Source organism: Streptomyces sp. AM 4-1-1, assembly GCF_029167625.1.
Classification (GTDB): Bacteria; Actinomycetota; Actinomycetes; order Streptomycetales; family Streptomycetaceae; genus Streptomyces.
This window is the reverse complement of sequence record NZ_CP119145.1, coordinates 6,772,070-6,784,846: the sequence shown is the minus strand read 5'-3', so window position 1 is coordinate 6,784,846 and position 12,777 is coordinate 6,772,070. Positions and strand designations below refer to the sequence as shown.

The window sequence follows — 12,777 nt, the reverse complement described above, 5'->3', positions numbered from 1 at the left end:
CCCCCTACGCGAAGGACGAACTGGCCAGGAGCGAATCGCGGATGTCGGCGATGGAGAACTTCCCGCCGTGCACCATCGAGTTCACCAGGACATAGGTGGCCCCGCCTTTGCTCAATGCCTCCGTGAGGTGCTCCAGTGCGCCGCACCCGCCGGAGGCGATGACGGGAAGCCCTGACGCTTCCGCGATGGTGCGGGTCAGTTCCAGGTCGAAGCCCTTGCCGACTCCCTCCCTGTCGACGGCGTTCGGCAGGACGGCGCCGACGTGGAGTTCTCCGAGCCTGCGGGCCAGTTCCACGGCGTCGATCGAGGAGTTCCTCGTACCGTTGTGTGTGTACACTTCCCACCCGCCGCTCCCGCGCGGGCGACTGTTGATGACGACGACGAAGCGTTCGGCCCCGTAGCGGTCGATGGCCTCCTTCACGTCGTCCGGGTTGTCGATCACGCTGGTGCTGACGGAGACGGCGTCGGCCCCGGCGTCCAGCAAGCGCCCGACGTGGTCGGCGGTGGGGACGACACCGTGCCCGACCGAGACCAGGGGAGACATGCCGGTGCCTTTGAGGCGACTCACCAGGGGACGGAGAAAGTCGTCGGCGCGCTCCCAGGGATCGGTCACGTCGACGAAGAGCTTGGTGGCGCCGTCGCGCGCATAGGTGGCGGCTACGCCGACGACGTCCCGGGGATCGGGCAGCCCCGGTATCCGCGAGGGCTTCTCGGTACGTCCTCCGGTCACGTCCACGCACGGGACGATCAGATCCGCGACGTAGGAGTTCCGGTCGTGGAAGACGGGAGTGTTCGGTTCGGTCATGGCGGGTTCTCCTTATCGGACGGTGAGTTGGCGCAGACGAGGGCCGGGGCGGGCGAGACGGCGGGCCACGTCGAGAGCGGAGGCCACTGCGGCTTCCTGGGAACCCAGGGCGCGGGTGTACGCGCCCACGAAGTACAGACCGCCCTCGCCCTGGCACTGCGTCAGGCGTCGGCGTGCCCGGTGCGCCGCCGGAGTGGGGAGGGGGGTGCGGAAGGACGTCCGGGCGACCTCGCGGCCGGGCTGCGGGCCGCGATGGGTGATCTGGCTGACGAACACGTCGGCACCGTGGCCCGGCCCGTACCAGGTAGTGGTCTCGCTCCATCCGTCGTGCACGGTCACGTTGGTGGTGGACCAGTGCCTGCGCTCCTGCGGCATGCCGAAGGGGTCCAGGTGCGCGGCGTAGACGAGTTCCTGATAGGTGAAGGAGTCGAGGATCGCGCGCAGACGGCTGCTGCCCCCGAGGGACCGGAGCGCCGCTGCCGCGGCATGAGCAGGCGTGGCGAAGACGACCGCGTCCACCGAATGAGTCCGCCCCGACGTCTCGGTCATCGTGAAGCGGTCGCCGTCCCGGTCCAGCCGGTGCAGCCGGGCCCGCAGGTGGACCTCTGTGGTTCTCAGCTGATCGATCAGCGCGAGGGCGAGCTTCTGGGTGCCGCCTCGCACGTTCTGCGTCGGGGCGGCTTCGGAAGTGGACGGTTCGGGACGGGCGAAGAATCCGCCGACGCCCCGGGCGGCGAGCCCCGGCACCTCGCGGATGCCGCAGCCGAACACGGAGGCCGGCAGGGCGTGGATCACGTCGTCCCGCAGAGCGCCGGGGAGAGTCGGCCAGTCGGCCGCCTCCTCGACAGTGATCTCGCCGTCGAGGTCTTCTTCCTCCCAACGAGATGCCTCAAGGAACAGACGGTTCAGTGCCTCCCATGCCGGGCCGAGGATCACCTCACGGTGCCTGTCCTCCCGCACGGTGTGAGGGCTGACCAGATAGGGACGGGCGTCGCCGCTGTGCCGCAGGGTGCGGGAGGCGGGAACCGACAGCAGGTCGTCCGGTCCGAGGCCGGCCGCTCTCATCAGGCGCGACCACAGTGGGAATTGGTCCGACACCTCATGGACCCCGAGGTCTGGACAGACTGTGCCGGCGCCGGTGCCAACGCTGACGGTGCGCGCGTCGCCTCCCGGAGTGCCGCGTTCCTCCAGCAACACGATCTCGTGGCTGCCGGACAGCAGCCACGCCGTGGTGAGGCCCGCTGTCCCCGCACCCGCAATGCCGATTCTCATCATGCCTCCTGTGGTGAGGAAGCACGGTCACGGCGCTTTCATGCCGTAACCGCACTCCCCCAGAAGCCCTCCTCCGGAAGTCGCGCCGTGAGAAGGGCTTCCCGTGGGTCATCGCCCTGGTCCGATCCGTCCCGCACCGCTCCCGCGGCGAGTTGCCGCCACTTCCGTCTTCGGACTGACCGGGGCAGCGGCAACTGCTTGTGGGAGGCGCCTGGGGACCGCGTACGACGACGTCGCTGTCGCCCCGACTGCCGCGGGCGCCCGATTCAGGCGGCCTCGCGCCTTTCGGCCACGATGCTGTGCACCGACGCCTCGTGCTGGAGCAGGACGACGGCGAGGGTCGCGGCCATGCTCCGGATCGCCTCAAGGGGCGGGCTCGCCTCCTCCGGGAAGTGGACATCGATGTTGCTCTTCAGCTCCAGGACCCATCGCGCGGCGTCTTCCGCGGAGGGAAGCACCCGCTGGTCCCGGACATCGAATCCCCTGTCCCGCAGGACGTCGGTGACGTACCGGAGTGACTTGCGGTGGCCCAGGGCGAGATGGTCCGTGTCCGAGGGCAGGGGCCGCTCGTCGGCCAGAAACTCTTCGCTGTAGAGCGTCTCGGAGATGACGAGCAGGGCCCCGGGCCGCATGCGCTGTGCCAGGGCCTCGGTCGCGGTCTCGTACACCTCCGGGGGGAAGTGTGTGATGGTGCCTCGGACGACCACCAGATCGTAGGGCTGTTCGGCGTCAGGCAGCGCGGCGATGTCGGCGGCGTCGCAGAGGTACAGGTGTACGCGGCGGTCCGCCCCGCGTACGTGTTCCGCGCAATGGGCGAGCTGCTCCGCGCTGATGTTGATGCCGTCCAGTCGCCGGCAGTCGGGGAAGACCCGCGCGAGGTGCCGCAGTGTTGCTCCCCAACCGCATCCCACATCCAGAACGCGCCCGGGCGTGGAGTGTTCGGGTCCGAGGCCGGTGGCTATGGCGAGTTGCCGCTCCAGGTGCCTGAGCCCGGCCTCGTCCAGTGACACGGGGCGGGGCGAGTCGGGGTGGTCGAAGACACCCCACTGGAAGTGCAGTTGATCGCCGAGGACTTTCTGCCAGTCGCTCGGGGCGTCCTCGTAGGCCCGCACGACGTGTTCACGGAACGAGTCGCCGCGGTGGGCCGGGAGCACCTCGTACGCCGGATCGTTGACGCTGTTCAATGGTTTCCTTCCCTTCCGACAGGTGGTGCGGCGCCGGGACTGCGATCCGACACCGCCACACCACATGGGCTCAGGCCGTTCCGGGCGCCGCGACCCTCCACACCTCACGCAGCGCGTCCGCGATGCGGTGGGCGTGGAACAGCGCTTCCTGGGGGTCGTCGCCGCGGTCAAGGCCGTCCTGCGCCACCGTCAGGGCGAGCTCGTTCAGCGCGTCGTCGCCGGGGTCGTCGTAGTAGTCGATGAATTCCTGCGGGACCTGGGCATCCGTCTCACGCAGGCGTCGCGCGACGGCGGTGGCGCCGGAGTAGTAGACCTTCATGTCGGTGTGGGCCGCCAGGGCTGCTGCCGCCTGGCTTCCTGATGCCGCGATCCAGGACATGGCACTGTGGAAGGAGTAGGCGCCGAAGTCCGCCGGCCAGCGCACCAGGTCGGTTTCCCTCATCCCCAGTGCGCGCGCCACCCGTAGCAGCTTGGGAGTCGCGCCGTGGACGATTCCTCCCACGGTCAGCCACAGCTCGGCGGCGGGCCTGTGGGGGAACCGGGCCAGCAGGGTTCCGTACGCGACGAGTTCCACAGCGTGCGACTGGTACTCGATCGCGACCAGGCGCCGTAACGGCTCGACGGCACCGGGACCGGTCACTGGGGCCAGTACGAGAGGACTGCCGGGAGCTGTCCCGGAGAGGGTCTGCCGGACATCGTCAGCCAGGGTCCTGGCGTCGCCGTGACCTTGAGTGCTCATGTGATTCCCTTCCAATGCGTCGATGACATGCGGGCCGGTGGCGCGGGTGACGGACAACTCAGGAGGAGGAACCGCGGGTCACCTCCGGCGGCGGTAGGTACCCGCTTTCCAGCAGGTGGCCGAGGTAGAGGTCGATCAGCCGGTCGTCTACCGGCGGGCACACCAGGCCGGCCTCGGCCGTCACCCGGTCAGCGTTGTCACGGCTGAGGTCGGGGAACGTGCCGGAGAGGTACATCTGCTCGATGGCGATGTCCGTGCCGGTCATGGGTTCGGCGAACATCTGGACGTACGGCGCCATCGGGTGCTGGGGGTCCTCGCTGGTCGCCTGGACGATCCCGTCCACCCATTCCTCGTATCCGACCGCCCGCACACGGTAGGAAGCGGCGCGCAGACGGTCGACCAGGAGGGGGAGCTGTGCCTCCTGGGGATTGGTGAGGTGGTAGACGCGGCCGTCGGGCTTCTCGTGGGTGATCACCCGGGTGATGACGTCGGCTGTGTAGTCCACCGGGACGAAGTTGAGCGGCAGCGGCACGTCGGGGGCCACACCGGACTCCGCGATCGTGCGGAACAGCGCGCACATCATGGTGTCGGTGTTCCATACGCCCCGGTCACGTGTGCCCGTGATCTCGTAGGGGCGGTGGATCGACAGAGGGAGCCCCTGGTGTGCGGCCTCCGTCATCATCTTCTCGGCGACCCATTTGGTCTCGATGTAGCCGAGCGACAGCCGGTCGGGGTGGGCGAGTGGCGTCTCCTCCGTCACGTGCCGGACGCCGGCGAGGCCGAATCCGGCGATGACACCGACGGTGGAGATGTGGTGTACGGGCTTGAGCCGGTGCGCGGCGGCCAGTTCGATGACCGTGCGGGTGCCGCCGACGTTGGTCGGAGCCAGTGCTTCGTAGGGGTAGGCGAAGTTGACCTGTGCGCCGCAGTGCACGATGAGGTCGCTTTCCCGTGCCAGCCGTTCCCAGGCGGTCCTGTCCAGGCCGAACCGTTCGGCGGACAACTCGCCCGGGACCGCCGTGACCCGGTCGTTCACGCGTCGCGGGTCCAATCCGTGGCGTCGGGTCCTGGCCGCGATGCGCGCGGCGCCGCGTGACGCGTCTCGCGTGCGGGTGAGGCAGTGGACGCGTTCCGCACCGGCCCGGAGGAGCCGGTCGATGAGGTGGACGCCGAGGAAGCCTGTGCCGCCGGTGATGAACACCGTGCCCGGGCGTCCTACGTCGGGCAGCGGGCCGGCGAAAGAGGGCGCCCGTTCCAGTCGCGCCTCGGCATGGAAGTCCGTGGTCTCGCGTGGCACCTGGGTCGCGCCTTGATCGGCGAGTTCCCGTGCCTGCCGGGCGAACGCGCCGAGTGTCGGATTGCTCAACAGAACACGGATGAGTTCCCTGCCGTGCTTCGGATCGATGCCGAAGCCGCGGCGAGTGGCCGTGGCGACCTGCGTCGCCATGAGCGAGGTACCGCCCAGCGCGAAGAAGTCGTCGCCTCGCACCGCGGCGTCCTTACCCAGGGCTTCGCACCAGATCCGCTCGACGGCGGTCTCGTCCGCGCCTTCCGGCGCCGTGCCACCACGGGGGCCTGCTTCCGGCCGGGAGAGCTGGGCCAGGAGACGGTCACGGTCCGCCTTGCCACTGGTCGTCAGAGGCAGATCGGAGACGCAGACGAGCCTGCTGGGCACCATGTGTGCCGGCAGACGGTCCCGGACATGCTCGTACAGGTGTGGGACGAGTGCGGCGGCATCCGCGTGGGGAGAGCAGACCACAGCTGCGCCGAGGTGTTCTCCCGGCCCTTCACCCAGTACGTCGACGGCGGCCTGCCGGACGTCGGGGTGGGTGGACAGCACGGCCTCGACCTCGTCCAACTCCACCCGGAAGCCCCGCAGTTTCACCTGCCTGTCCCTGCGCCCAAGAAACTCCAGCACTCCGTCCGCACGCCGGCGCACCATGTCGCCCGTCCGGTAGAGGCGGCCCTGTGGATCGTTTCCGTAGCGGTCGGGGACGAAGCGCTCCGCGGTCCGCCTCGGGTCGTTGAGATACCCCATCGCCACGCCGTCTCCGCCGAGCCAGAGTTCCCCCTCCTCTCCTGCCTCGGCCGGGCTGCCGTCCCGGCGGACCACGTAGGCCGTGGTGGCGGACACCGGCGTGCCGATGGGCACGAGTTCCGCGTGCCGTGACAGTGCGCGGATCGTGTGGGAGGTGCTGATGACGCTGTTCTCCGTCGGCCCGTAGGCGTTGACCAGAGTGGTCGGCGCGCCCTGGGCCAGCACGGCGCGGACGGCTCCGGGGCTGATCGTGTCACCCCCCACCATCAGACATCGCAGGCCGGAGAACATGTGTGGTGCCGTCTGCGCGTGAAGGTGGAACAGACCGGCGCTCAGCCACAGGGTCGTGATGCGATCGCGCCGGAGGCGCTGCGCCAGTGCCTCGGTGTCGAGCAGGTCGTCAGGGGCCGGCAGAACCAGACATCCCCCGTTGAGCAAGGTGCAGAAGATCTCGTAGCACGAGACGTCGAACGTCGGGTTCGTCGTGGCGAGGAGGCGGTCACCGGGCCCCGGAACCGCCGGGTGATCGGCGGTCACGAAGCGCACCAGCCCTCGGTGGGAGCACAGCACGCCCTTGGGCGCACCGGTCGAGCCGGAGGTGTATATGAGATACGCGGCGTCCGTCGCCATGCGTCCGGCTGTCCGTCGCGGGGCCTGCGCCCGTGGTTCCTCCTCCAAGTCATGGGTGGTGACAACCAAGAGTCGAAGAGCCTGGGGAACAGCGGTGTCCGGCGTGGCCACGAGGTACTTGATCTTCGCGTCCTGAGCCACCGCGACAAGCCGCTTCTCGGGTGTACGGGGATCGAGGGGCAGGTAGACGGCGCCTGCTTCCAGGATGGCGAGCGCGGTCATCACCGACTGGGGGGAGCGTCCCAGCAGCACGGCGACGATGTCGCCGTCACCGACGCCACGGGCGCGCAGCTGCGCGGCGGCCCGGCGCACTCGGCCGTGCAGGTCCCGAAACGTCCAGCGGCCGTCGCTCCACACCAGGGCATCGCTGTCCGGGGATCGTAGCGCCTGTTCGGAGAACAGGGCCGAAAGGAGGGCGTCGCGCGGATAACCGGTGCTGGTGGCGCCGCACGCGCGGACGTGCTCGGGGGCGCGTTTGTTCGGCGTGCTCGCCGTCGACGGCATGTCGAATCCCTTCGTGAGTCAACCGACCGGGGCAGGAAAAACAAATTCGGCACCGGCCTACGAGCGATCAGGAGACCGGACGAGGGCGAACCCGGCGTGCTCAGCCCGGCGAGCGAATTGACTTCCGGCCCGCTCGGGAACTGAGCCAGAAGCAGGGATGAGGCTGCGGTCCCGCACTGCGGGCCCAACTGGCCGGCCTGCACCATGGTCCACATGTTCCGCTCGCGAACCTGCCCGTCGCCGGCTGATCGCGGCCTGACGCACTCACCTGGCCGACAACCTTTTCCTGCTCCATAAGAAACTGGGCAGCGCCACACACAGGTTCAGAATTCACGGCTTCCCCGTCTCCGGTTCTCCGGCGTAATTGAATTATCCGCCGTCCGCAGGCACGGGTACCCTGACCTCAAACCCGAAAACGCCAAGGCTTCCGGTACCTTCGATACGGCACCAGGCCCCTTGGTTCCAAACGTTTTTCCCCGGCACCGAGAGGGACTGATCCGTAACGAACCACAGGCGCACCACACCTGTAGATCGACATTTCCAGCACTCTCTCATCGCTCCTCCCGTGGTGATCGCGCGACGATCTGAAGCCTCCCCGGGCTGTCGTGTGGTGACTTGGGTACCACAGGGGCACAGGTGAGCCAGTGGTGCCGGACTGAAAGTGAGTCAGAGTCGTCATCACGGAAAAGAGGTTGATCACCGAAATGGAACCCGGTCCAATTTGCGGTTCACCGCCCGGAGAACCAGGGAATAATAACCCCGTCCGTCCCGCCTCGGACCGCAGAACCGCTGACCTTTCTCTGAGCGCCAGAATCTACCCCAGGGGGCGTCGTCGTGCCGGACGAAAAGGGAGCCCACGATCAGGAGATCTTGTGCAGCCTACGGAAACTACTCGAAGACCTCGGTGAAATAACTCAGTTACTGCAGGTCCTGGTCGATGGGTACGAGTCGCACCCCACTCCGCCGCACACCTTCATCAAGACACCACAAAATCCTTCCTCTGGACGCGAAGAAGCATTGACGGTGTTTCTGGACAGAGAAACTGAATCGTTCACGGAACGCGAGAGCGAGGTTTTCAATCTACTGTTGACCGGAATGTCGAACCGACAGATAGGACGCAGCCTCGGCATAGCCGAGCGCACGGTAAAGAATAATCTTCATTCGATTTACCGGAAACTCGGAGTGTCAAGTCGCGCCGAGGCGATGACGAGGTTTTTCAGCGCCTCTGCCGCCTGGCGCGGCACGGATTCTGGCGCCTGACAGAAACCTGGCCTCGGCCTTTCGGAAATGGGCTCAATTCTCCGCCACCGCCCAACTGGTCACCACCGGCCGTCGCCGTCGACTCCGCTTCACCACCCGATGGCGCCATGTTCACAGCGAGGATGTCCGTCGACCCCCTGTCCGACGCGGTACCGGAAGGAGCTTTCCGATGATTGATGTACTGGTCGTCGACGGCGACTTCGTGGTGGCAAGCATCCACCAGGCTCACGTCGACAGCGTCGAGTCCTTCCGGGCCGTCGGCACAGCGAGCACCGGCGAGCAGACGATCACGGCCGTCAGTGAACTACGGCCCGACCTGGTCCCGCTCGATCTCCACCTTCCGGACATGTTCGGTCTGGACGTCATTCCCCGCCTGCGGATCGACGGGCACGACTGCGACATCATGGTGATCAGCGCCTCGCGCGATGCCGACGCGGTCCGCCGCTCCGTCCGTCAGGGCGTGGTCAACTACCTGTTGGAGCCGTTCGTCTTCGAAGACCTGCGTCCTCGCCTCGTGCAGTACGCCGCACAGCGCAACAGTCTGCTCACCGCGGTCGTCAGAGACCAGGCCGACGTGGACCGGGTACTGGCCGGAGGCCACTTGCCGGCCTTGAGCGTCACGCTGCCGAAGGGCATGAGCGGGAGACCTCGAAGCTGATCGAACGCACACTGTCCGGTACGGACGGAACGCTGTCCGCCGCCGAGTGCGCGGCCCGAGCCGGTGTCTCAAGGGTGAGCGCCCGTCGTTACCTCGAATACTTCCACGACACCGGCCGCGCCGAGCTGTCCCTGCGGTATGGGACCGCCGGCAGACCCGAGCGCCGCTACGGCTGGCTCGCCTGAGTTCGCTGTCGCGGTACAACTGCCGGACGAAACCGGCCGATCGGTCGCCCGCCGAACCCCGTTTGATCCGGTGCTGGTCCCAGGACGATCCGGCCGTGAACCGCTCCGGGTCTGATGGAGGCTCGATTCCCTGAGAGGATCGTGTCATGGCCCGTCCGTCTCCTTACCCTGCCGAGCTTCGTGAGCGTGCGGTGCGCATGGTCGCGGAGGTCCGCCCCAACTACCCAACTGAGTGGGCCGCGATGAAGGCGGTTGCCGCGAAGCTGGGCATCGGTGCCGCTGAGACAGCGCGGATGTGGGTCCGCAAGGCCGAGCTCAACGCTGGCCGGCGTCCCGGGGTCGAGCTGCGCCGGGCGAATGAGATCCTCAAGGCGGCCTCGGCTTTCTTCGCGGCCGAGCTCGACCGGCCGTTGAAGCGCTCACAGCGTTCATCGACACCCACCGGCAGGTGTTCGGAGTCGAGCCGATCTGCAAAGTCCTGAGCAGCCACGGACTGAAGATCGCCACGAGCTCCTATTACCCGCTCGGAAGCGCGCCCCCAGCCAGCGGTTGGTCCGCGACGCGGAGCTGAAGACACAGATCAGCCGCGCCCACGCCGACAACTTCGGTGTCTACGGCGTGCGCAAGGTCTGGCGGCAGCCGCACCGTGAGAGCATCCCCGTGGCCCGCGACACGGTCGCCCCCTGATGCATGACCTCGGTCTTGAGTGTGCCCGACGGGGCAAGAGCATCCGCATCACCATCCACGAGGACGGCCATGAGCGGGCCTCTGACCTGCTCAGAGGCGACTTCACGGCATCCCGTCCGAACGAGCGATGGGTAGCCGACTTCGCCTATGTCGCCACCTGGTCCGGCATCGTCTACGTCGCCTTCGTCGTGGACGTGTTCTCCCGGGCGATCGTCGGCTGGTCGGCCGCGACCAGCAAGCGGGCAAAGCTCGTCCTCGACGCACTCGACATGGCCCTGTGGCGCCGAGACCGGGCTGGCATCCGCAGATCCCGGGCTCGTTCATCACTCGGACACGGGCAGTCAATACACGTCTTTCGCGTTCACCGCCCACCTGCTCGAGGCCAGCATCGCCGCTTCAATCGGCACCGTCGGCGGCGCCCTGGACAACGCGCTCATGGAGTCCCAGATCGGCCTCTACAAAAGGGAACTGATCAAGCCCCACAGGCCCTGGCGCGGCCTGGCCGACGTGGAGCTCGGCACCGCGGAATGGGTCGACTGGTTCAACAACCAGCGCCTCCATACCGCCATCGGGGACATCCCGCCCCACGAACACGAGACCAATCACTACGCTCAATACCACCCCCAACCGGCGGCTGGAGTCAACGCATAGAGCCTCCGCCGAACCCGGAGCGGTTCACTGCCCGCAGCCCCTCTCACGACGGCTGCACTTCGTGACTCACCCCAGCAGCTCTGCGCTGATCCGGTCCCAACTGGGTCGCGGGCCGTCGATCGTGCGTACGGTTGTGAGCAGGCGGCCGTCGAGGAAGGTGTCGAGCCGGTCGCCTGTTAGATTACTCAATCGCTTTCGCTGCTCGTGGCGGCTCAGCTCTACGGGCTCTTGCAGGAATCCGATCAGTACTTCGTGCCGTGCCTCGCCCAGGACGTCACCGCGGATCCGACGTCCACGGACGGGCACGCCTTTGAAGGTCCCGAGTGGGGTTGCCTCCCGGTTGAAGGACCGGCTCATCGCCTCCTCGGCCGCCGGGCCCACCTTGCCAAGCTGCGGCGCATGTTTTGAACACGGCGTAACCTCCGCCGATCCGGATCGCTCCGGGGCGGAGGCTACGCCGTTTCACTCGGTCAGCCGAGGAAGGTCTGGCGCCACTCCAGCGGCGACATCGTGAGGGCCGCCTCGGCGAGTTCTCGGGCAGACGCCGTTTTGAGGCTGTTCAACGACGTATCGATCCAGTCCTGCACCAGCGTGTTTCCCTGTGCCCGGTACTCCACCGCCTGCACCAAGCACTCCAGCTTGTCCGCGTCCTTGGCCACGATCGCCTCGGGGCTGTCGTTGGCCTCGTACTCCTCGACCACACGGTGGACTCCGACCTTCACCGCCGGGTGCGCGCGGGCGATCTGGTCGGCGGTGACGGTCTCATTCGGCGCGGCCTTGATGTAGCGGCGGCCGATATGGGGGATGTCCCCGATCCGGGTCTCTTGGGTGTCGTGGAAGAGGCACATCAGCGCGACCTTCGCCGGGTCCACACTCTCCATCATGGCGAGGACGGCGCCGATGATCCCAACGCGGAACGAGTGGTCGGCGATCGACTCGGGGTTGTTGTTGCCGGTGAACCACCAGCCGGTCCTCTTGGCCTGCTTCATCACGCCCATCTCGAAAATGAAGCCGGCCGTGCCCTTTGCCGTGTCGTCCGCCATGTGCTGACCTCCGCTCTCAGGTGCGATCACGCAAAACGTAGTGCACGAAGTTGAGTTCGCGGCGGGTCCTTTCCGAGATCCCACCCCCGTCCAGCACCCGTTCGGTGCGTTCCTCAAGGTCCGCCGCCAGCCCCTTCGCCGCCTCTGGGAGCCATGGGTGCGCGATCAGCAGAGCCCAGAGGGTGTGGGCGTACAGGTCGACATACCCAGGGGCGTAGTGGAACCCTCGCACCAGGCCCCGCAGTAGCGTGACCGGGTCCCAGGCGGTCAGCTCCCGATCCCTCATGAACCGGTCGTCGGACTGTGGCAGTCGTACGCCGCCGAGCCAGTAGGCCCAGTAGTTCAAGTTCGCGGCCTCGGCAGTGTCGTCGTCGGCCAGGGAACGCTCGATGAAGTCCAGAAGCGGTTGGGGATCACCCAGCCGGGCCAACGCGGTCGCCGTCGAACGCGCCTCCGCCCAGTGCTCCGACCACCCCCGTCGGGCCAGCACCCCGCGCCGTGCGTGCAGGGCTTGCGCCGTCCAGGACGCCGCCGCGGGTCCCCGGTCGTATGAGGCGAGATAGAGTGCCTGGCGGTGTAGCAGAGCCCCGCCTGCCGGGCGTCGCGCCGCTTCGGCGGTCTCCCGCAGGTGCGCGAAGAACTGCGCCCGCTCTCCCATGCCGAGCTGCGGGGCAAGAGCCGAAGGCCCCCGCCTGGGTGCCGGAACCCGGCCGGCGAGGGCTGGGGGCGCCAGCCCCGTCAAGGCCCACGCCAGCATGTGCGCGGTGTCCCTCGTGTGCACCCACGACGCCAGCGGGTGCAGGTCCAGCTCCTCCGGTGCGGCGAGCGCTGCCCCGATGATTTGGTCCGCGTCCATCGCCGGATCGAGTAAGCCCACCACCTGCGGATCCGCGCCGAGCAGCCCGAGCCGGCGCCGCAGCCTGAGCAGCGCGCCCGCCTTCATGTTCGCCAATGGGCGGCGCCCCGACTCCCAGCCCTGCAAGGTGCCCAGGTCCACATCCAGGGCCTCCGCCATCGTCGTCTGCGTGCGGGGGATGCTCTCCCGCGCCAACCGCAGCACGAACCCCGCAACCGATCCTCTTGCCGCACGTCCCCGTGCGGGCGGTCTCGCCGCCATGTCC

9 protein-coding genes, 2 pseudogenes and 1 other annotated feature are annotated in these 12,777 nt (G+C 67.8%); of the genes and pseudogenes, 3 read left to right on the top strand and 8 right to left on the bottom strand.

Annotated elements, in window-relative coordinates:
* Positions 1 to 4 precede the first annotated feature (4 nt).
* From PZB75_RS28835 to PZB75_RS28815, 5 genes are all read right to left on the bottom strand, one after another.
* Positions 5 to 805 (bottom strand): HisA/HisF-related TIM barrel protein, encoded by an 801-nt coding sequence (locus PZB75_RS28835; protein WP_275538225.1) that lies wholly within the window; start codon positions 803 to 805, stop codon positions 5 to 7.
* 12 nt (positions 806 to 817) lie between these two features.
* Positions 818 to 2,077 (bottom strand): FAD-dependent oxidoreductase, encoded by a 1,260-nt coding sequence (locus tag PZB75_RS28830; protein WP_275538224.1) that lies wholly within the window; start codon positions 2,075 to 2,077, stop codon positions 818 to 820.
* A gap of 266 nt (positions 2,078 to 2,343) precedes the next feature.
* On the bottom strand, positions 2,344 to 3,261 hold the full coding sequence (locus PZB75_RS28825) for a class I SAM-dependent methyltransferase (RefSeq protein ID WP_275538223.1): 918 nt from the start codon (positions 3,259 to 3,261) through the stop codon (positions 2,344 to 2,346).
* A gap of 70 nt (positions 3,262 to 3,331) precedes the next feature.
* Positions 3,332 to 4,000 carry a hypothetical protein gene (locus tag PZB75_RS28820; RefSeq protein ID WP_275538222.1) on the bottom strand — a complete coding sequence of 223 codons (669 nt, stop codon included), beginning with the start codon at positions 3,998 to 4,000 and terminating at the stop codon, positions 3,332 to 3,334.
* A 58-nt stretch (positions 4,001 to 4,058) separates the two neighbouring features.
* Entirely contained in the window at positions 4,059 to 7,172 is a 3,114-nt protein-coding gene (locus PZB75_RS28815) for an amino acid adenylation domain-containing protein (protein ID WP_275538221.1), read from the bottom strand.
* An 834-nt stretch (positions 7,173 to 8,006) separates the two neighbouring features.
* On the opposite strand from PZB75_RS28815, the gene PZB75_RS28810 reads away from it, so the two are divergent.
* The 3 genes and pseudogenes from PZB75_RS28810 (at position 8,007) to PZB75_RS28800 (ending at position 10,613) form a co-directional block, all read left to right on the top strand.
* Positions 8,007 to 8,432: a response regulator transcription factor gene (locus PZB75_RS28810; RefSeq protein WP_275538220.1), complete on the top strand. Its 426-nt coding sequence runs from the start codon at positions 8,007 to 8,009 to the stop codon at positions 8,430 to 8,432.
* A 169-nt stretch (positions 8,433 to 8,601) separates the two neighbouring features.
* Positions 8,602 to 9,275 (top strand): annotated as a pseudogene (locus PZB75_RS28805) (response regulator).
* Between the two features lie 146 nt (positions 9,276 to 9,421).
* Positions 9,422 to 10,613, top strand: a pseudogene (locus tag PZB75_RS28800) (IS3 family transposase).
* Positions 9,655 to 9,783 (top strand) — a sequence feature (AL1L pseudoknot). Its footprint overlaps the pseudogene before it by 129 nt.
* Before the next feature lie 66 nt (positions 10,614 to 10,679).
* Here the strand turns inward: PZB75_RS28800 and PZB75_RS28795 are convergent.
* The 3 genes from PZB75_RS28795 to PZB75_RS28785 all read right to left on the bottom strand — a co-directional run bounded on the left by PZB75_RS28795 (position 10,680) and on the right by PZB75_RS28785 (position 12,671).
* Positions 10,680 to 10,802, bottom strand: coding sequence for a hypothetical protein (locus PZB75_RS28795; RefSeq protein WP_275538219.1), 123 nt, complete (start codon positions 10,800 to 10,802; stop codon positions 10,680 to 10,682).
* A 281-nt stretch (positions 10,803 to 11,083) separates the two neighbouring features.
* Positions 11,084 to 11,656, bottom strand: coding sequence for an HD domain-containing protein (locus tag PZB75_RS28790; RefSeq protein WP_275538218.1), 573 nt, complete (start codon positions 11,654 to 11,656; stop codon positions 11,084 to 11,086).
* A gap of 16 nt (positions 11,657 to 11,672) precedes the next feature.
* Positions 11,673 to 12,671, bottom strand: a complete 999-nt coding sequence (locus PZB75_RS28785; RefSeq protein ID WP_275538217.1) for an XRE family transcriptional regulator — start codon at positions 12,669 to 12,671, stop codon at positions 11,673 to 11,675.
* Positions 12,672 to 12,777 lie beyond the last annotated feature (106 nt).

Excerpts from the sequence above, each read along its gene's own strand:
- PZB75_RS28790 (WP_275538218.1), bottom strand. The coding sequence starts at position 11,656 with ATGGCGGACGACACGGCAAAGGGCACGGCCGGCTTCATTTTCGAGATG.
- PZB75_RS28815 (WP_275538221.1), bottom strand. The coding sequence starts at position 7,172 with ATGCCGTCGACGGCGAGCACGCCGAACAAACGCGCCCCCGAGCACGTC.
- PZB75_RS28835 (WP_275538225.1), bottom strand. The coding sequence starts at position 805 with ATGACCGAACCGAACACTCCCGTCTTCCACGACCGGAACTCCTACGTC.
- PZB75_RS28830 (WP_275538224.1), bottom strand. The coding sequence starts at position 2,077 with ATGAGAATCGGCATTGCGGGTGCGGGGACAGCGGGCCTCACCACGGCG.
- PZB75_RS28820 (WP_275538222.1), bottom strand. The coding sequence starts at position 4,000 with ATGAGCACTCAAGGTCACGGCGACGCCAGGACCCTGGCTGACGATGTC.
- PZB75_RS28785 (WP_275538217.1), bottom strand. The coding sequence starts at position 12,671 with ATGGCGGAGGCCCTGGATGTGGACCTGGGCACCTTGCAGGGCTGGGAG.